This window comes from Vibrio zhanjiangensis, assembly GCF_030161235.1.
In the GTDB taxonomy this organism is placed as follows: Bacteria; Pseudomonadota; Gammaproteobacteria; order Enterobacterales; family Vibrionaceae; genus Vibrio; species Vibrio zhanjiangensis.
The window spans coordinates 32,429-52,312 of sequence record NZ_BSPW01000020.1 but is presented as its reverse complement, the minus strand read 5'-3'; the positions used below and the strand labels follow the sequence as shown (position 1 = coordinate 52,312).

Sequence of the window (19,884 nt, the reverse complement as noted above, 5' to 3'; positions counted from 1 at the left end):
CGTGTATTATTGGACAATAAATTCTCCATCAAATATTTATCATTCAGTTAGCTAGGAAACATAAATGAAAACATGGATCGCACTTGTACTCAGCTTTTTCTTCTCGTTACCAAGCTCAGCAGAGCAGTTTAAAAATATCAAAGAAGTTGAAGTTCATTATTCTGCATTTAATTCAACTTTTCTAACCCCACAAGTCGCCAGCAGTTACCAGCTCAAACGAAATGGCTATTCTGCGGTGTTGAATATTAGCGTACTCGATACCTATCAAGCAGGGAAACCCGCCATAACAGCCAAGATCACAGGTCAAGCTAAAAATCTTATTGGCCAAATAAAAGCGCTGGAATTTAAAGAAGTTAAAGAAGGTAACGCCATTTATTATTTGGCGGAGTTCTCTATTTCTGAGCAAGAGAATCTGACTTTTACTATTGACATCAATGCTGGTAATAAAGGCACAGGACAGTTAAAGTTCTCACAAAAATTTTATGTAGAAGAGTAAGCATCAAGCTCGTTCCTAAGGCAATATTATGAATAAAAAGAAAATCGTCCTCGCAACAGGCAATCAAGGTAAAGTTCGCGAGATGACTGACCTCATCGCAGATTTTGGTTTTGATGTGGTTGCACAAAGTGAATTCAATGTCTCTGAAGTGGCAGAAACCGGTACAACGTTTATTGAAAACGCAATTATCAAAGCCAGACATGCAGCAAAGGAAACCGGATTACCGGCAATCGCGGATGATTCTGGACTGGAAGTAGATTGTCTCTATGGCGAGCCTGGCGTTTACTCTGCCCGCTATGCAGGCGAAAATGCCACTGATAGGCAGAATATCGATAAATTACTTGCTGCCATGCAAAATGTACCCAAAGCGCAAAGAAGCGCCAGATTTCATTGTGTCTTGGTAATGATGCGCCATGAACTCGATCCAACACCGATTGTTTGCCATGGAACTTGGGAAGGTCAAATTCTCACCGAAGTACGTGGGCAAAATGGCTTTGGCTACGATCCTGTGTTCTTTGTTCCAGAAGAAAATTGTGCTTCTGCTGAACTTGACCCGCAGCGCAAAAAACAGCTATCCCACCGTGGTCAAGCTCTGCAAAAACTCTTTAAACAACTGTCTGATCAATAAGCCATATTTGAAAATGAGTCAATTAATCCCGCCAGCGTTAAGCCTCTATGTACACATCCCATGGTGTGTACAAAAATGTCCCTACTGCGACTTCAACTCTCACGCGCTAAAAGTTGATATCCCTGAGCAGGATTATATTGCCGCTTTACTACAAGATTTAGAGTCCGATATAGAGCGTTACCAGATAAACGCGAGCCCAAGAAAACTACACTCGATTTTTATTGGTGGTGGTACTCCTAGCCTATTTTCCGCACAAGGTATTGCCGAATTACTAACAGGTATTGAAGCAAGAATCCCATTTAAGTCTGATATCGAAATCACCATGGAAGCCAACCCCGGTACAATTGAAGCAGAGCGATTTGCCGGTTATCAGAAGGCAGGTATCACTCGAATATCCGTCGGAGTACAAAGTTTTGAGCCGTCTAAACTCTCTAAACTGGGACGAATTCATGGCCAAGAAGAAGCGATAAATGCAGCCAAGCTTGCTCATCAAATTGGCCTAAACAGCTTTAACCTCGATTTAATGCACGGCTTGCCTGATCAATCCGTAGAGCAAGCTTTAAACGACCTTGAAAAAGCCATTGAACTCTCACCACCTCATCTGTCTTGGTACCAATTGACTATCGAGCCTAATACGCTGTTTCATTACAAGCGCCCCAGCCTACCTGATGATGATGCGCTATGGGATATATTCGAACAAGGGCACGAGAAGCTCAGCGCAGCTGGCTACGTACAGTATGAAGTGTCCGGTTACAGTAAACCGAATCATCAGTGTCAACACAACCTTAATTATTGGCGTTTTGGTGATTACTTAGGTATCGGCTGCGGTGCTCATGGGAAGCTCAGTTTTGCAGATGGCCAAATAGTACGTACCACCAAAATCAAACATCCAAAGGGCTATCTTGCCGCCTACAACAATATAGTAAAGCCTTATCTTTATAATGAAGAAGAAGTGACGCTAGCCGAGCGTCAGTTTGAATTTTTTATGAATCGCTTTCGCCTTATCGAAGCTTGCCCTAAACAAGAGTTTCTCGACACCACAGGTCTTAGCTTTGAAGCGATAAGAGAAACCATAGACTGGGCTATCAACATCGGCTACATCGATGAAAACGAGACACACTGGCAAGTGACACCAAAAGGTAAACTCTTTCTCAATGACTTGCTAGAAGCGTTTATGGTAGATGGTGAATAAAGCTCCGTATTCTACTTTTGTGTAAAACACAGTGTGTTCTCTGTATCCAAATTTAAGAGAAACGCAATTACAAAAGAAACAATAAAAACACCATAAAACAAGATAAAATTCACAATTACTCTTTAAGCTTTTGGTTATTTCATCCACATAGGAACTTTGTTGTAAACAAAACATCAAAATGACATGGTTGATATAATTTATTTGTGTCAAATGCTTAAACGTATATACTCTTCTTGACGAAAGTCAGTATGTACTGGGTGACCTAAAAATGATTAAAGTATCAAAAAAAATATTCTTAATCATGACTATGATCGTTATAGCCATTTCATCTATTGCTTCTGAAAACATTACTGACAATTTAGACATAAAATACCACTTACATCTTGAATCCTCCAAACTAGATCACAAATCAAACAATATTAAAAATGCACATCATGATGAACAATGCAATATACACCATTGCCATGCACACCAAATTTTAATTACACACGACTTATTAGATTCATCAGATTTTAAATCTATATTTTTAATATTTGAAAAATCAGATATTTATACTCCTCCACTTTATTCATTTTTCCGACCACCCATTTCCATTTAACTGTGTAGATAAGTCTTATTTATATATGCGATATATCGTAGGCATAATTACAGTTAAAGGAAATATTCATGTTAGATTTAAACTCATATTTTATCTATCGAATTGAAGGCAATTGGAATAATACTCATCATCAGGTAACTGGGTTATTATATAACCATAACTACAATTCAGAGCTGACAAAATCCATTATCCCCCATGAACAGACTAACCCATTAAGAGTCCGAGCATTAGAGAATTTGTCACCAAATCATTATCCACCAAGCTTTTGGATTACTGATAGCGATAACTTTCCTCTCGATATCATTAACTTCTGGTTCGATACGGCAGAGAACAAAGTCGTGATTCCAAGCACGGATGGTATGTTGCATACTATTTTCAGGTTGGAGAGTGATTATCAACTTGAAACGATAAAAAGAGCTTTAAACAAAGTCCCTAATTTTTTAATTGCAGATGGACATCATCGTTATGAAGTAATTAGGAGAAATCATACACATGCAAGCCTTCCGGTATTTTTAATTTCAGCATCTCAAGCCTCTTTTGAGTTTAATGAAATATATTGCCATCTAAAAACAAACTCCAATGTAACGAAAACACTCAATGATATAGCTCAACACTGGCTTGTTCCTTGTCAATTAGATAACGCTGACTTCAAAATTTGCTACAACGCACAAGAGTGGGGGTATCGCCACAAAGAAAAGACTCATCATTACAATAATGACTTCAGCCTTATCTACGAAAAATTACAAACAGTCAGTGAAATATCATCAATAAACACAGCTCCTGAGGCCACTCATCATCTCAATGATTGCATTTTGGTCAAAGTCATACGATCGGATGTTTCTCACGTTATTAATGAAGGTATATCAGGAAAGAAAATGCCCATTAAATCAACATGCTTTAGACATAAACCAGATGAAAACATTTTGCAGCATATAACGACTACCTATTCAACTAAATCTATAGTAGAAGGAGTTTCACTATGAGTATGACTGATACAAATTATACAAAAAAATATAGCCATAAGCTTGTTGCAAACTCTATTTCAGAAGCGGTAGGCAATGTACCATTTATAAAGCTAAATAGAATCCATTCATTATGTCAAAGTAACGATTTCTACGTAAAAATGGATTCATGCAATCCAACCGGAAGCATCAAAGATAAGAATGCTGCTTTTCTTATCGACCAAGCGGAAACAAAGGGGTTATTGAAAAAAGGCGGAACAATAATCGAGTCAAGCTCTGGAAACTTTGGAATGTCATTGGCAAGTATTGGCGCTTCAAAAGGCTATCAAGTCATTATCGTCATTGATGCCAAAACGCCTCCCCCTGTCATCAAGATGCTCAACGCCTATGGAGCAAGGTTAGAAGAGGTACCGTTATGCTTGGCAGACAGCGCGGGCTCAATGCAAAAAGCACGTATGGCTCATGCAAGAAAACTTGCTGAGCAAATACCAAACTCTTTTTATCCATGCCAACACCTTAATCCTGACAACCCTCTTGCGCACTACTATTACACTGCGTTTGAGATTGCCAATGCGTTCCCGCAGCTTCCAGATGCTCTCGTTATTGGCATTAGTACCGCAGGACAACTATCAGGGATAGCAAAATACTTTCGAACTTATAGTCCAAAGACAAAAATTATCGCTGTGGATGTGGCAGGTTCAGGGATTTTTGGTAGGCCAAGACACCCCTATAAAATGACCGGCCTTGGACTCTCTTTTGTACCTCCAGCGTTCAAACCGAGCGATATAGACTATGCCTATAACATCACTGACGAAATGGCTTTTTCCATGTGCCACCACTTAGGAAAAAAGGAAGGCCTACTATTGGGAGCATCAAGCGGCGCTATCATCAGTGCGGGACTTGCTTACGCAGCACAAAACAAGACAAAGCAGGAGAAAATTATTCTTATCAATCCAGATAGAGCCGATCGCTACTTAGATACTGTATACAACCCTGACTGGTTAGCCCATTCCAATATCTCGATATTTAACGACCAACAGCTCAACGCTCATATCAGCCAATTGAAGCCTGTGTCTCAGGCTCAAACCAAGGTAGAGGACATTCGTGATGCAATATCGTAATCGACGCTACCTCAAAGAGTTAGCCCCAATGTCCTTAAGCGATATGGTGATGGCTCTTGGCGATCCTATTATCATTTTTGTCTTGGCTTCATTGCCAAATAGTACCTTAAACCTTGCTGCGTTTGCTCTAGGGAAAGCCATTGCGGTATTTTTTGAAAGCCCGATTATCTCTGTGTTACCAGTGTCGAATATGATGGCGGCATCAGAAAAAAGTCGCGCGGTGTTATTTCGCTTTGTCATAACTCTAGGATCAATATTAACGCTTAGTATGTTCATACTGGCTTTACTGCCCGAACTCAATAACCTCATCTCGGTTCAATCTGAAGTGTGGCAACAAGCATCATTAATGGTTTTACTTCTTTGTCCTTGGCCGTTAATGATAGCAATAAGACGTTATTGGCAAGGACAAGTGATACATGCAGGACATTCGAAGGACATTGCCAAAGGGGCGATTTTAAGGTGCTTAGTACTGATCTCCATCGCGTTTGCCTTATCAGCGATAAGCAATTTCGCAGCACTGATTGTCGCCGGAGCCCTGTTAAGTGGTGTATTAGCTGAGCTTATTTATGTACGATGGCGAGTAAGCCTGATCTCACTCAAGGACTCAGAAACGCAACACACATTGCCAGCCAATATGATGTCCATGGGACGTTACTACTGGCCTCTAGCCCAATCCATGATTTCATTGTGGGGAGCTCGCCTAATGCTCCCTGTTTTAGTCGCTTTCATGGGAGAACTTGAGCTGGCTGCATGGGCGGCGGTATGGGTGTTAGTGATAAGTGTGAGCAATGGTGTACGTATGTTGCAGCAACTTGTAATTCGCCACTTGCAGGGTAACCCTGAAAACACATGTGAAATAACAAGAAAGCACTTACGCAACTTCGCATTATTGGTTGGTATTGGCTTCAGTCTAGTGCTTGGTTTAGTAGCCTACACTCCACTGAGTGACTTTGTGCTTTTACGATATATGAGTGGTGATTCCTTACTTGTGAATACCATGCGTCCAGTGCTTTTAGTCTTATTCATGATGCCGATGCTGATGGCCATTCAGCATTATTTAATGGGCTTACTCATGGTAAAGAATGCCACTCAAGCAATAGGCAGAGCTGCGTTTGCCGCAAATCTATATATGGTTATTGGTGTCGCAGTCGTCGTATGGGTTGAGTTACCTCTACCTATGATTGCTGTTCAAGTCATACTTGCTATGCTGCTTGAGATAGCCTTATTGGGAGGAGCGATGAAAGCCCGTAACCTCAAAACGGTGCCATCCAAAGTGTAAACCTCAGTTCTGATACAAATATCCCGCCATAACGCGGGATATTTTATAGCACTGGAAAGCGGCTGTTTGCACTAAAAAATCGAACGACCAATGCGCTCAGATAAAAGCTCCAAAGCTCGCGTACCGGCTAAAGAGTTTCCTGAAGGGTCAAGCTCTGGAGACCAAACCGCAATCGTCATTTCACCAGGTACAATGGCAATGATGCCGCCGCCTACACCCGATTTACCCGGCATACCAACACGATAGGCAAACTCTCCAGCGCCATCGTACAAGCCGCATGTTGCTAATAACGCATTAAGCTGTTTGGTTTGAGTTGGGGTAACCACTGACTTGCCGGTCTGAACTGATTTACCTTTATTGGCGAGGTAGCTAAACGTTTTTGCCAAATCAACGCAGCTCATCTTTAAGGCGCATGCGTGGAAATAGTTGTTTAATACTGGGATGACATCATTATCAAAATTGCCAAAAGAGCGCATCAAATAAGCAATAGCAGCATTGCGATCACTATGCATCATTTCTGATGTCGCAACGACTTTGTCATAACAAATATGGGTATCACCAGAGAGTTTACGAACAAACTCTAGTAAACGCTGACGTGGTGCAGACAGCCTGCTTTGCAGCATATCAGCGACCACTATCGCTCCCGCATTAATAAAAGGATTACGGGGAATACCCTGCTCCATTTCAAGCTGAATGAGAGAGTTAAAAGCCTGACCTGATGGCTCTTTCCCTACCCTAGACCATATTTCTTCAGGCGTATAAATACCCATGGCTAACGTTAGACTTAATGCTTTGGAGATCGATTGGATAGAAAATGCCTCATCCGCATCTCCGGCTTTGATCACTTCACCTTGATTGGTAAAAACAGCAATGGCCAGTTTTTCTGCCGGAACCTTTGCCAAAGCAGGAATATAGTCAGCCACCTTCCCCTGACCAATCAATGGTCTAACTTCTTGTAATATGTCGGCTAATATCTCTTTTGTTGGTTTCATTGCTTACCTATTTTGTAAAGGCTTATTATTTTTCTTGTAGGGTAAAAAAAGCCAACGGTCATGTTGGCTTTTTTATTCGCATTACGTTGCTGGCGACTTAGCTAACACGTTTGAATTTAATGTCCCATACACCATGCCCTAGGCGATGACCACGAGCTTCAAATTTAGTGAGAGGACGATCGTCAGGACGAGGGACGAAGTCTCCATCCTTTGCGATGTTCTCATATCCCGGCGCTTGATTCATCACTTCAATCATATGCTGGGAATAATTTTCCCAATCTGTCGCCATATGGAAGACGCCCTCTCCCACATTCAATTTCTGACGGACCATCTCAGCAAAGTCTAGCTGAACAATACGACGCTTGTGGTGACGCTTTTTATGCCAAGGGTCTGGAAAGAAGAGTTGCAGTGTCGCAAGGCTGTTATCAGGGATCATATTGGCAAACACTTCAACCGCATCATGACACATGACTCTAAGATTAGTCAGGCCAGCTTCGCGAGCATCGGCAAGGCAAGCTCCAACGCCAGGGCTGTGAACTTCAATACCTAAGAAATTCTTTTCTGGTGCATTTTTTGCCATTTCCACCAAAGAAGTCCCCATGCCAAAACCAATTTCAAGCACTACGGGGTTATCATTACCGAACACTTCCTTCCAATTCAGAAGTTGCGACTGATAGTCAATCCCCATTGTCGGCCAGCATTCATTCATTGCGCTTTCCTGACCTTTGGTTAACCGACCTTCACGACGCACAAAGCTACGTACTTTGCGTATCAGTTTACCGTCTTGATTGTATTCGTTAGTGGTCACTTCACTCATGATTTTGCCTGTTTAAAAATTGCTCTTGACCTAAGGGGACTGTGATTATCCAAAGAATCAGCACTGGTGCAAGTTTTTTAACGTATTTGGCACAGAATAAACCCCTACTCTTTATCGGTTGAACTTTACCCTCATTCTGTGGTGCAATTTTGCCTAATTACATCATAATATCGAGCACGTCGTGACCCCTTTTGCCAACGCCATCCTAACATGGTACGAAAGCTATGGACGGAAAAACCTTCCATGGCAACAAAATAAAACGGCTTATAGTGTGTGGTTATCTGAGATCATGCTTCAGCAAACTCAAGTCGCTACTGTTATCCCATATTACCAACGCTTCCTAGAACGCTTTCCAACGGTTATCGATTTGGCTAACGCTGAACAAGATGAAGTGCTACATCTATGGACTGGACTAGGTTACTATGCCAGAGCAAGAAATTTACACAAAGCAGCCAAAATAGTCGCCCAAGAGTACCAAGGTGAGTTTCCCCTTAATATCGATGAAATGAACGCACTACCAGGCATTGGTCGCTCTACAGCAGCCGCTATTTTATCCTCTGTTTATAAACAGCCTCATGCCATCTTGGATGGCAACGTTAAACGCACCTTAGCGCGTAGTTTTGCCGTTGACGGTTGGCCGGGGCAAAAGCAAGTTGAAAACCTGCTTTGGCAACATGCACAAACACACACACCGCAAGTTGACACTGATAAATACAATCAGGCAATGATGGACATGGGGGCGATGGTTTGCACTCGTAGCAAACCTAAATGTACTTTGTGTCCGGTTTTATCATTTTGTCTCGCTTACAAACAAGGCAATCCGCTCGACTACCCAGGTAAGAAACCCAAAAAAGAAAAGCCTATAAAAGCGACTTGGTTTGTCATGCTTCACTACCAAGGACATGTTTGGCTTGAACAGCGACCTCCGTCAGGCATATGGGGAGGGCTGTTTTGCTTTCCTGAGCACAACGAAAAAGACATTGCTCACGCAATAACCCAGCGTGGGATAAAGCAAAACAGTATTGTTCGCAGCGAACAAATGATCGCCTTTCGTCATACGTTTAGCCATTATCACCTCGATATCACCCCAATTTTGGTCGATTTATCGAAGCAACCCGAGATCGTTATGGAAGCAAACAAGGGTCTTTGGTATAACTTATCACAACCTGAAGAAGTCGGTTTAGCCGCACCAGTAAAACTCTTATTGGATAGCTTACCTGCCGAGCTTCAATATTAAACCACTCGAAGGAGTCATTATGAGCCGCACCGTATTTTGTGCTCGACTACAAAAAGAAGCCGAAGGATTAGACTTTCAGCTTTATCCTGGAGAAATAGGAAAACGAATTTTTGACACTATTTCTAAACAAGCTTGGGCTGAGTGGCAACACAAACAAACCATGTTGATCAACGAGAAAAAACTCAACATGATGGATGCTGAGCACCGTAAATTAATCGAAACTGAAATGGTCAATTTCTTATTTGAAGGAAAAGACGTTCACATTGAAGGCTATACTCCACCAAGTGAGTCGTAGGGTGACGGTTAAAAAGAGATAGAGAAAATGACATCAACACTCAAACTTGATGTCATTTTTTTAGGAAAGATATGAAAACGAAGTTAGCTTACTTTTTGTTAGTCGTCGTGCTCGCAGGATGCAGCCGAGAGTTCATTGAGAACATCTATGATGTCAACTATGAACCGACCAACCGTTTTGCCAAAAATCTTGCCGAGCTACCTGGGCAGTTTCAAAAAGACACCGCCGCTCTGGATGCCTTGATCAACAGTTTTTCTGGCAACATAGAAAAGCGCTGGGGGCGAAAAGAGATCAAATTTGCTGGCAAAAGCAACTATGTCAAATATATCGACAACTACCTTAGCCGCTCTGAAGTTAACTTCGATAAAGGAACCATTACTATAGAAACCGTGTCGCCCACCGACCCCAAAGGACACCTCAAAAATGCCATAGTCACCACTTTGCTGACACCAGACGATCCGGCAAATGTCGATTTATTCTCGTCAAAAAATATCAAACTAGAAGGTGAGCCCTTTTTGTATCGACAAGTCGTCGACCAAGATAATAAGCCGATTCAATGGTCATGGCGCGCCAGCCGATTTGCCGACTATTTGATTGCAAACAAGTTAAAGGTCAAAAATGTCGATTTCAAAAAAGCTTACTACGTCGAAATTCCTATGGTAGAAGAGCAAGTAGAAATACGCAGTTATAAATATGCCGACATAGTTCAGCGAGCATCACGTAAGTATGGCATCCCCGAAGACTTGATATACGCCATCATCAAAACCGAGAGCAGCTTTAACCCCTACGCAGTAAGTTGGGCAAATGCATATGGATTGATGCAAGTCGTGCCCAAAACTGCAGGACGCGACGTATTTAAACTGGTAAAAAACACCTCAGGTCAGCCTTCACCTGAATACTTGTTCAATCCAGAAAATAATATCGACACTGGGACTGCCTATTTTTACATACTCAAAAATCGTTATCTTAAAGAAGTTCAACATCCAACGTCCTTAGAGTACAGCATGATTTCAGCCTACAATGGCGGCACCGGGGGGGTGTTAAATACCTTTAACCGTGGTGATAGAAAACGAGCCATGCGCGATCTTAATTCACTGCAACCCAACCAAGTTTATTGGGCTCTAACCAAAAAACATCCGAATGCAGAAGCTCGCCGCTACTTAGAAAAAGTCACAAAGTTTCAAAAGGATTTTAACTCCGGAAAATCCTAATCAGCACAATGTGTCTAAATTATCGGCACTCAACTCGTTTTTTACATTTTTTTCCAAAAACAAGTTGACGTCACGAGCGAAAATCCGTTTAATAGCGCTCCGTTGCCCGGATAGCTCAGTCGGTAGAGCAGAGGATTGAAAATCCTCGTGTCGGTGGTTCGATTCCGCCTCCGGGCACCACAATTTATAGATTGTTGGTGAAATTCAGCAGCAATTAAAAATAAAATGTGCCGACTTAGCTCAGTAGGTAGAGCAACTGACTTGTAATCAGTAGGTCACCAGTTCGATTCCGGTAGTCGGCACCATTTATTTGCCTCGATAGCTCAGTCGGTAGAGCAGAGGATTGAAAATCCTCGTGTCGGTGGTTCGATTCCGCCTCGAGGCACCATTATTTGGTGCTTTACCTTAGGGTACACAAATAATTCCCCCTTAGTTCAGTTGGTAGAACGGCGGACTGTTAATCCGTATGTCGCAGGTTCGAGTCCCGCAGGGGGAGCCACTTTTAAAAAGCCTCATCACATGATGAGGCTTTTTTGCATCTATATCACAAAGACTTGGCGCACCTAGCTTACCAATACTCAACTGAATAGCCTTTTCACAAGATATTTCTTTAACAAGCCAAAGAAAACTGCACTCAACACTGGTTTTTCTATCATATTGTTTCACTATTTCCTGTGGTTTGAAGCTTAACTTCTATTATGTGCTATACGCTTCTAGCCCTTAACGAGTAAAAACAGCCCATTAAGTATAGAAAAACAGCAAACAATATTTTTTTTGCAATTTAATATTGACCTTAAAGACGAAAAACCGTTTAATACAACTCGTTGCCCGGATAGCTCAGTCGGTAGAGCAGAGGATTGAAAATCCTCGTGTCGGTGGTTCGATTCCGCCTCCGGGCACCACAATTTATAGATTGTTGGTGAAATTCAGCAGCAATTAAAAATAAAATGTGCCGACTTAGCTCAGTAGGTAGAGCAACTGACTTGTAATCAGTAGGTCACCAGTTCGATTCCGGTAGTCGGCACCATTTATTCCCCCTTAGTTCAGTTGGTAGAACGGCGGACTGTTAATCCGTATGTCGCAGGTTCGAGTCCCGCAGGGGGAGCCACTTTTAATGGTCAATGATAAAAATCGCTGATCAAAGTGCCGACTTAGCTCAGTAGGTAGAGCAACTGACTTGTAATCAGTAGGTCACCAGTTCGATTCCGGTAGTCGGCACCATCTATTCCCCCTTAGTTCAGTTGGTAGAACGGCGGACTGTTAATCCGTATGTCGCAGGTTCGAGTCCCGCAGGGGGAGCCACTTTCAAAAAAGCCTCATCACTTGATGAGGCTTTTTTATACCCAGAGAAATCTTTCTGCGCGTATCGTATTGGGCTGACATTTTTAACAGCCCAATACCATAATAGTGGGCTTAATCCGTACCACCAACGGTTAAAGAGTCAAGTTTTAGAGTAGGCTGACCGACTCCCACAGGCACACTCTGTCCAGCTTTACCACACACGCCGACGCCGCGATCTATACTCAAATCATTACCGACCATAGACACTTGCTGCATGGCCTCAATCCCAGAGCCAATTAAGGTTGCTCCTTTCACTGGCCGTGTGATTTTTCCATTTTCAATCAGATAAGCTTCTGATGCTGAGAATACAAATTTTCCAGACGTTATATCCACTTGCCCTCCACCAAAATTGGGGGCATACAACCCCTTTTCTACCGTCGCAATAATTTCCTCTGGTGCATGCTGTCCCGGCAGCATATAGGTATTGGTCATGCGAGGCATAGGTAAATGGGCGTATGATTCTCTGCGTCCATTTCCTGTTGGCTCTACTCCCATCAAACGAGCATTATGCTTATCTTGCATATAGCCTTTCAATACACCATTTTCAATCAGAGTATTGTACTGCCCAACAACTCCTTCATCATCAATATTGAGCGAACCACGCAAGTCTTTAAGCGTCCCGTCGTCAACAATGGTGCATAAATTTGACGTCACTTTTTCACCGATTTTGCCACTGAACACGGACGATTCTTTGCGATTAAAATCGCCTTCTAAACCATGGCCAACAGCCTCATGTAATAAGACTCCAGGCCATCCTGACCCTAAGACAACTGGCATAGCACCTGCGGGGGCAGCATCGGCTTCTAAGTTAACAAGTGCCATACGTATGGCTTCATCTGCATAATGGTAAGCCACTTTGTTATTCTGGTCTTGGCTAAGGAAAAAGTCATAACCAAATCGCCCACCGCCACCAGAGCTACCTCGTTCACGTCTTTCACCGCGCTGAGCTAATACACTAATAGATAGACGAACTAGCGGTCGAATATCGCCAGCATAAGTACCATCTGTGGCGGCAACGAGAATTTGCTCATGGACACCACTTAAACTTATCGATACTTCTTTGATCAAAGGCTCTTTCGTTCGGATATAAGCATCTAATTCTTTAAGCAACTGAGTTTTTTGCTGCTTTTCCCAACTCTCTAGAGGATTTAGCGCATCATAGACTTGTTGGTTACTGCTGGGTATCAAAGCCTTGACTTGAGCACTTTGCCCCGCCTGAGCAATACCACGCGCTGCTTGAGCACTTTGTTTTAGGGAATCGAGCTGGATTTGATCCGAATAAGCAAAACCTGTTTTCTCACCAGCCACCGCTCGAACACCAACCCCCCGATCAATACTAAAAGAACCATCTTTAATAATGCTGTCTTCAAGAACGAGTGATTCGTGCCAACTCGACTGAAAATAAATGTCAGCATAGTCGACCTGACGAGTGGCAATACTTGCCAAGGTTTGCTCGATGTCCCGTTGTGTTAGGTCCCCTGAAGATAGCAATGCCTCTTCTACATGATTTATTGTCATAGTTAGCTCTTAAACATTAAGTTGGGTTTTAAAGCGAATGTGCTTGAGAGTTGGCATAGCCGCTCGAATAGCGTCAACTCGATCCAAATCTAAGTCAACGACCAAATTATCAGGACAGTTACTCAGACTGGCAACCACTTCGCCCCAAGGAGATATCACCATAGAGTGGCCCCACGTCTCCCTGCCACATGGATGCACTCCCGTCTGATTGGCTGCTACAATCCAGCTTTGATTTTCGATAGCCCGAGCTCGCAGCAAAGACTCCCAGTGGGCTGCGCCTGTTACCGCTGTAAATGCGGCAGGGACTAACAATATATTGGCCCCTTGCTGAACCAGCTCACTGTAGAGATGCGGAAAGCGCAGATCATAACAAATGGATAGGCCAAGGTGCCCAACACGAGTATCAAGGCTTACAATTTGCGATCCAGGTATAAAGGTTTCTGATTCTCGGTAATGCTGGTGAGAATCGGCCACATCAACATCAAACATATGTAACTTATCATAATGTACGAGCATATGCCCCTGAGGATCATACACTAATGATGTCGTTGTTACGCCCTCAGCACGACGAATTGGTAAACTACCCACAACGAGAAATACCCGTTCAGATTGTGCTATCCGGGATAACTGCTCTTGAATGATTCCTTGGTTTAGAGGCTCAGCCATCTGATGATAATCGTCTCGGCTACCGAATACTAAGCTATTCTCCGGAGTCACAATTAGCTCAGCCCCTTGCTCAGCCAATGATGCGACCTGATTTTTAATATAGGCTAGATTTGCTTGGGGGTCTGGCCCCGAAGTCATCTGAATGATTCCTACTTTTGGCATCACTTATTTTCCCTATTAATCGCCTCACGTAGACCTTTTGGTAATTCAAACTCACCCTTGCTTCTCGATAGCTCTTTTACCTCTGGGTTGTCGAGTGGTCCTTTAACTTCATAATTAACCTGGGTAAATACTTCAACCACAGGAGAAATAACGGTTGTTATTGCTAAAACATACAGCGCCGTTGTTGGTGTCACTGCAAATGCGGTCAGGACAGGAATGCCCGATGTAATATCGGGAACAAAGTTCACTTCAGCATCAACTGTTTTAGAGTTTAAATTGGCCAGTCCTTTGATCGTCATCTCACCAGCCAACGCATCCATTTTGATATCGTTGGTAAGAAATATACCATTCTTAATATCACCACTTCCCTTAATAGAGTTGAATGCCAGACCACCATCAAATACGTCGCTAAAATCTAACTGCATCTTGCGTATAATAGAGTCGAGGCTAAACAATCCCAAAAGCCTTGCCGCACCACTCGCCCCGCTCACTTGGCCTTTACCCAGTTTCATAGCAACATGTCCTTCCAAGGTGCTGATTTTCATTGACCATGGAGAACCATCCCACTCAACCTTAGAATCAAGATCAAACGGGGCTTGTTGAATTCCTGATGTAATACCAAAGCGCTCCATAATATCGCTATTGTTTTCACCAGACATCTTGATAGTGAACTGAGTATGACTTTGCTGCTCTCCCAGACGCCATGAGCCACTCATATCAACTTTATTGTTGCCACTCTCAAAGTTCAGTTTCTTCCATTCAAGTACTTCGCCATGGCGTTCCAGATCCAATAGGACCTTACCAACCTTGTAGCCTTGCATCCAGAAATCATCAATTGCCAAGGTGATATTGGGAATATTTTGATGAAACGAACGTTCGAAATCACTGATGAGTACATTCTGATCTCGCCCCGTTTTAAACAATGTGACATCTTTGTACTCTTTATCCAAAGCAGGAACGTAAACATGTAATCTCTCGAGCGAAACAGAAAGATCATAAGGCTCAATATAGTTTGCCTCTCCAGCCGCCTCTTGGCTTTCAAGGCTCATATGCCAACCCAAGTTTTTCCGCTTAGCTCTAAAATCGACGTCATTCCACCAGATCCCACCAAGTGTCAGTTCTTCAACATTGACATCAATGCGATGTGGCACTGGAATCTCAGGTGTATTTATCTTGTCAAGGGCAGCTTTATCTCCACGGATAGGGGTGGATACCAAGTCTATCCATTGATCGAAATTCAATTTATCGAGCCTAACTTGTGCCTGATGACCAGAAATTGGGCTAATTTTGAAGCTCCCCTTACCCAGAATAAGGTTTGTCGCTTTCAGTTCAGGGATATCTGGGCGGATATCAATTTCGGTTTGGTATTTAAGGTTGGGTAATTGTAAACGGGCACTGATACTTTCCTGATTTCCAGAAGCCTGCATACGTGCTTTCCATGCTTGATTAAGCGACTTGTTCAAAGGATAAGGATAGCGGCTAGCGACCATTTTTAGATCGGCCTTAGTATCAATTTGGTAGGAAAAGCCAACATCTGTGAGTTGAATCCCTATGCCCATTTGCCAAGGAACATGGCCATTGACAGGATCAATCCACCGCTTGCCCAAATAGGAAGTAAGAGGTTTTAGCTCCCAATCACCAAGCACATCGATATTAACGTCATATCCCCGCTCTGCGTTTTCTCCCCTGAAATCCAGTGCGACAGACTGCTCAAGTAATTTTCCTGTAAGCCCAGCCGCGCTAACCACATCATTATCAAACTCAATTCGTCCAGACACTTTCTCCAAATTTATAGCGGGCGTTTTAATCGCAACGTCAGCCTCGGTCAAATCCGCATATCCCCATGCTCTAGACTCGGCCTCGGAATCGAAAGGAATATTGAGTTTAAAGCTTGACTTAACCTCTCCTTTCACTTGTACCGCAGTTAAGGCCGCTCCAACTGAATCGACAAGCGGTGATGACATCATATAATCTCTCACCGAGTTGCCTTGTGCGGTGGCACTCGCTTCAATTTCAATATGTCCTCCTGGGCCTAGTCGTGGTATTCGCCCAGTAATACGGCTTGCTTTTATATCGGTTAAAGTGGCACGGTGAGAGTCTAGGTAAAGCGCGTCGTTTTGGAACAATAAATCCAACTGTAAGTCAGTGATCGTCGGCCAAGCCGTATCAAAGCTAAACTTGGCATCTTCAAGCCCAACCCATGCCTGAAACACTCCATCATTATTGCTGTATGGAAAATCTTCTAATTCTCCATACCAAAGCAATTTGGCGGTTTTGACTTTGCCAGCTTGAATACCACTTGATAAATAGTCAGTTAAATCACGTCCCAGAGCTAATGCTGGTAAATAGCGCCAAGTTTGCCCTGCATTGTAGAGGTCCGCCTCAGCATAAAAAGACAAAAATGGACTTTTATCTATGGGAAAATCTAGACGAAAGGCGCCCAAAACTTGCAGATCCGCAGTGGCCGCCGTCACTTTATCTGCCCAAAGACTCCATCCACGACTATCACTTTGCCAAACAATATCAAGTTCACCCTGTTTAATGTTAAGCGGAGCCTGAAATACCTGACCATAAGGCAGGACATCGTCAATAATACTCACCCTTGATTGAGCTTGGTAGCGGTTACCGGATAAGTTGGCTGAAAGGTGATGGACACCTGGCAGAAGCTCCCACTGCTTGATACCCCCATCGCTAAGCTGTAGTGAATATCTCAGTGAGTCTAGATCTGTCCCATTCATTGATAGACGGATGTCTTCAAGCCTGCCAGTTAAATTCAATGTCTCAAGCATTTGCGAAGCTTGTTTTGAATCAGGAAATAATTTGGCTAAGGGGGCTATGGCCTTCAAATCCAGTTGAGATATATTGAGAGACCATCTTTCAGGCTGCCATCTAAGCGCAAAATCAAGCTCAGGCCAAGCTTCGTCATCAGTTCTTAATTTGAGTGCACGAGCATTGACTTGCCAGCCATCACGAGTTGGCTCTAACTGCAAAATTCCGGATTCAATTAACAACTCATGTTGTTGCCCTTCTTTCCAAATAAGCTCCGAAGGTTCCAGTTCAAGATAAGCGTTGACTGGCTGATTATGTTCGAGCGTTATCCATGTATTTAGGCTTACTTGCCCTTTCTCAATACCAGTTTCTGTTTGAAGATATTGAGTTAGCCAAGGCGTCACTAAGACATTATCGACCGCCAGATAAAATTCGCCGCTGACTTCAGCTAAAGAGCCATGATCAACAAAATTCGCTTTGACTTTCGCCGAGTTTAGATTAGTACCTGTAATACTGACTTCACCATCAGCAATATGGCGTCGCCCCTTGTTTTGCCAAAACAGCTGACTGATGTCGAGATCTCGAACGGAACCATCGATACCTTGAAGGCGAATCAAAGAGTCTTGTAAAAGAAAGCTGTCTAGCTGCCGTAATAACAATTGATCCAATTTCTCAATAACACTTTTTTGCTCGGTTTTAGGCTGTAAGACTTTACTTTCACCAGATTGCGCCCAAGCAATAGAGCTCAAATCTAAGTTGAGATTGTACATACTCAGATCCGCAATCACAGGCCTCATGTCTAGCAGCGATTGAACAAGATCAAACTCAACTTCCACGGTCTGCACAGAAAAGTGAATCCCACTGGCCTCAGGAGTATTAGCTTGCACATTTTTCAGTGATATGGAGGGATGGGTATTGCGCCAAAAACCGCTAATTTGCTCAATTTCAAAATCCAATTCTGAGCCTTGGTTAACCCACTGCTGAATTTCACTTTTGAAATGATTAAGCTGTGGCAACGCAATCCTAAGAGTGGTGACCATCACCGCTAAAGTGACAAAAAAGACTACCGTTAGCCACGCCAGTCCGCGAAGAATAAGTTGAGCGGTTAATCTATTCACACACAGCCTACATCATGACAACGTCAAATTGCTCTTGAACATACAAAGGCTCTGCATGTACTTTCACTTGCTTGCCAATAAAGACTTCCAATTCTGCCAATGCGTGCGACTCCTCACCTTGTAAGTTGTCTGCGACCAAAGGAGAGGCATAAACCAAAAACTTATCTGCCTCATAGGCTCGATTCACCCGTGTTATCTCGCGTAAAATTTCATAACACACGGTATCGACAGTCTTAACGCTACCTCGACCTTTGCAAGTTGGGCAAGTTGAACATAAAACATGCTCAATACTCTCTCGGGTGCGTTTACGTGTCATTTCAACCAGCCCCAATTGAGTAAACCCATTAATGTTTGTTTTTACTCTATCTTTATTCAAGGCAATCTCAAGGGACGTAAGCACTCGCTTACGGTGTTCTTCCGATGTCATATCAATAAAGTCGATAATTATAATACCACCTAGATTTCGCAATCGAAGTTGACGCGCTATCGCTTGGGTTGCTTCTATATTGGTGTTAAATATTGTTTCTTCTAAATTACGGCGACCAACAAAAGCCCCTGTATTAATATCGACAGTAGTCATCGCTTCCGTCTGATCAATAATAAGGTACCCACCCGACTTTAACTCTACTTTACGCTCTAAAGAGCGTTGAACCTCATTTTCAGTATCGTACATATCGAAGATTGGCTTATCACCATCATACAATTCAAGTTTACTGGTAAGCTCTGGGACATACTCTGAAGTAAACTCTTGCAGGTTTTCAAACTCCGACCGAGAGTCCACCAATATTTTGGTCAGCTCTGTACCGACAAAATCGCGTAGAATTCGTTGCGAAAGGCCTAACTCACCATACAGAGTTGAACGGGTTTTGTATTTAGTGCGACGTTCATTCACCTTAGACCAAAGGCGTTTCAAAAAAGCCGCATCTTGGGATAATTCTTTATCATCTGCACCTTCAGCCGCGGTTCGGATAATAAACCCACCTTCCTCGTCGCAGTAATGTCCGACAACTTTTTTTAAACGATTCCGCTCTTCTTCGCTTTCTATACGCTGTGATACACCAACATGGCTTGCTCCGGGCATAAACACCAAGTAGCGAGAGGGAAGTGTAATATCTGTCGTTAGGCGTGCCCCTTTAGTACCGAGAGGGTCTTTTACGACTTGCACCACTATATCTTGGCCTTGCCGAACCAACTCAGAGATGTCACGAACCTGAAACTGCTGCTTTTCATTTTCAGCGACACATTCGGTATGGGGAACAATATCAGAGGCATGAAGAAAGGCCGCTTTATCAAGGCCAATATCAACAAATGCGGCCTGCATGCCTGGCAATACACGACTGACTTTGCCTTTGTAGATATTACCCACAATGCCACGCTTAGACTCACGTTCAACATGGATTTCTTGAAGAGTTCCCCCTTCAATCATAGCCACTCGAGTTTCACTCGGTGTGACGTTGATTAACAACTCTGCACTCATGAGCA

The 19,884-nt window shown here is 43.0% G+C and carries 15 protein-coding genes and 9 tRNA genes; 18 read left to right on the top strand and 6 right to left on the bottom strand.

Annotation, left to right across the window (positions count from 1 at the left end):
- Positions 1 to 64 precede the first annotated feature (64 nt).
- The 6 genes from QQK21_RS04800 (at position 65) to QQK21_RS04775 (ending at position 6,276) form a co-directional block, all read left to right on the top strand.
- Entirely contained in the window at positions 65 to 496 is a 432-nt protein-coding gene (locus QQK21_RS04800; protein ID WP_284191050.1) for a DUF4426 domain-containing protein, read from the top strand.
- Positions 497 to 524: 28 nt separating this feature from the next.
- Positions 525 to 1,124, top strand: coding sequence for an XTP/dITP diphosphatase (locus QQK21_RS04795; RefSeq protein ID WP_284191049.1), 600 nt, complete (start codon positions 525 to 527; stop codon positions 1,122 to 1,124).
- A 13-nt stretch (positions 1,125 to 1,137) separates the two neighbouring features.
- Positions 1,138 to 2,316 carry a radical SAM family heme chaperone HemW gene (gene hemW / locus QQK21_RS04790; protein WP_284191048.1) on the top strand — a complete coding sequence of 393 codons (1,179 nt, stop codon included), beginning with the start codon at positions 1,138 to 1,140 and terminating at the stop codon, positions 2,314 to 2,316.
- 666 nt (positions 2,317 to 2,982) lie between these two features.
- Positions 2,983 to 3,897 (top strand): DUF1015 family protein, encoded by a 915-nt coding sequence (locus QQK21_RS04785; protein WP_284191047.1) that lies wholly within the window; start codon positions 2,983 to 2,985, stop codon positions 3,895 to 3,897.
- On the top strand, positions 3,894 to 4,997 hold the full coding sequence (locus QQK21_RS04780) for a cysteine synthase family protein (protein ID WP_284191046.1): 1,104 nt from the start codon (positions 3,894 to 3,896) through the stop codon (positions 4,995 to 4,997). The genes QQK21_RS04785 and QQK21_RS04780 overlap by 4 nt, the downstream gene beginning before the upstream one ends.
- Positions 4,984 to 6,276, top strand: coding sequence for a hypothetical protein (locus QQK21_RS04775; protein ID WP_284191045.1), 1,293 nt, complete (start codon positions 4,984 to 4,986; stop codon positions 6,274 to 6,276). Before QQK21_RS04780 ends, QQK21_RS04775 begins: the two co-directional genes overlap by 14 nt.
- A gap of 71 nt (positions 6,277 to 6,347) precedes the next feature.
- Here QQK21_RS04775 and glsB read toward each other — a convergent pair whose 3' ends face one another.
- Together glsB and trmB are read right to left on the bottom strand one after the other, a co-directional pair.
- Complete coding sequence (gene glsB / locus QQK21_RS04770; protein ID WP_284191044.1) at positions 6,348 to 7,268, bottom strand: glutaminase B; 921 nt, start codon at positions 7,266 to 7,268, stop codon at positions 6,348 to 6,350.
- Positions 7,269 to 7,365: 97 nt separating this feature from the next.
- Positions 7,366 to 8,085, bottom strand: a complete 720-nt coding sequence (trmB, locus tag QQK21_RS04765) for a tRNA (guanosine(46)-N7)-methyltransferase TrmB (RefSeq protein ID WP_284191043.1) — start codon at positions 8,083 to 8,085, stop codon at positions 7,366 to 7,368.
- Positions 8,086 to 8,266: 181 nt separating this feature from the next.
- On the opposite strand from trmB, the gene mutY reads away from it, so the two are divergent.
- From mutY to QQK21_RS04705, 12 genes are all read left to right on the top strand, one after another.
- Positions 8,267 to 9,322: an A/G-specific adenine glycosylase gene (mutY, locus tag QQK21_RS04760; RefSeq protein ID WP_284191042.1), complete on the top strand. Its 1,056-nt coding sequence runs from the start codon at positions 8,267 to 8,269 to the stop codon at positions 9,320 to 9,322.
- 19 nt (positions 9,323 to 9,341) lie between these two features.
- A complete protein-coding gene (locus tag QQK21_RS04755) occupies positions 9,342 to 9,617 on the top strand; it encodes an oxidative damage protection protein (RefSeq protein ID WP_284191041.1) in 276 nt (91 codons plus the stop codon).
- Positions 9,618 to 9,688: 71 nt separating this feature from the next.
- Positions 9,689 to 10,828 (top strand): membrane-bound lytic murein transglycosylase MltC, encoded by a 1,140-nt coding sequence (mltC, locus tag QQK21_RS04750; protein WP_284191040.1) that lies wholly within the window; start codon positions 9,689 to 9,691, stop codon positions 10,826 to 10,828.
- A gap of 104 nt (positions 10,829 to 10,932) precedes the next feature.
- Positions 10,933 to 11,008 (top strand) — tRNA-Phe (locus QQK21_RS04745).
- A 49-nt stretch (positions 11,009 to 11,057) separates the two neighbouring features.
- A tRNA-Thr gene (locus QQK21_RS04740) sits at positions 11,058 to 11,133 on the top strand.
- Between the two features lie 7 nt (positions 11,134 to 11,140).
- Positions 11,141 to 11,216, top strand: a tRNA-Phe gene (locus QQK21_RS04735).
- 35 nt (positions 11,217 to 11,251) lie between these two features.
- Positions 11,252 to 11,327, top strand: a tRNA-Asn gene (locus QQK21_RS04730).
- Between the two features lie 327 nt (positions 11,328 to 11,654).
- A tRNA-Phe gene (locus tag QQK21_RS04725) sits at positions 11,655 to 11,730 on the top strand.
- A 49-nt stretch (positions 11,731 to 11,779) separates the two neighbouring features.
- Positions 11,780 to 11,855 (top strand) — tRNA-Thr (locus tag QQK21_RS04720).
- A gap of 5 nt (positions 11,856 to 11,860) precedes the next feature.
- Positions 11,861 to 11,936, top strand: a tRNA-Asn gene (locus QQK21_RS04715).
- Between the two features lie 37 nt (positions 11,937 to 11,973).
- Positions 11,974 to 12,049 (top strand) — tRNA-Thr (locus QQK21_RS04710).
- Positions 12,050 to 12,054: 5 nt separating this feature from the next.
- Positions 12,055 to 12,130: transfer RNA gene (locus tag QQK21_RS04705), tRNA-Asn, on the top strand.
- A 111-nt stretch (positions 12,131 to 12,241) separates the two neighbouring features.
- On the opposite strand, the gene tldD is transcribed toward QQK21_RS04705, so the two are convergent.
- From tldD to rng, 4 genes are read right to left on the bottom strand one after another with little or no spacing between them, the layout of a single operon-like run.
- Positions 12,242 to 13,687 carry a metalloprotease TldD gene (gene tldD / locus QQK21_RS04700; RefSeq protein ID WP_284191039.1) on the bottom strand — a complete coding sequence of 482 codons (1,446 nt, stop codon included), beginning with the start codon at positions 13,685 to 13,687 and terminating at the stop codon, positions 12,242 to 12,244.
- A gap of 9 nt (positions 13,688 to 13,696) precedes the next feature.
- Entirely contained in the window at positions 13,697 to 14,515 is an 819-nt protein-coding gene (locus QQK21_RS04695; RefSeq protein WP_284191072.1) for a carbon-nitrogen hydrolase family protein, read from the bottom strand.
- Positions 14,515 to 18,402 (bottom strand): YhdP family protein, encoded by a 3,888-nt coding sequence (locus QQK21_RS04690; protein WP_431313099.1) that lies wholly within the window; start codon positions 18,400 to 18,402, stop codon positions 14,515 to 14,517. Before QQK21_RS04690 ends, QQK21_RS04695 begins: the two co-directional genes overlap by 1 nt.
- A 7-nt stretch (positions 18,403 to 18,409) precedes the next feature.
- The gene (gene rng / locus QQK21_RS04685) at positions 18,410 to 19,879 is read right to left on the bottom strand and encodes a ribonuclease G (protein ID WP_284191038.1); all 1,470 of its coding nucleotides are present in this window, start codon (positions 19,877 to 19,879) and stop codon (positions 18,410 to 18,412) included.
- Positions 19,880 to 19,884 lie beyond the last annotated feature (5 nt).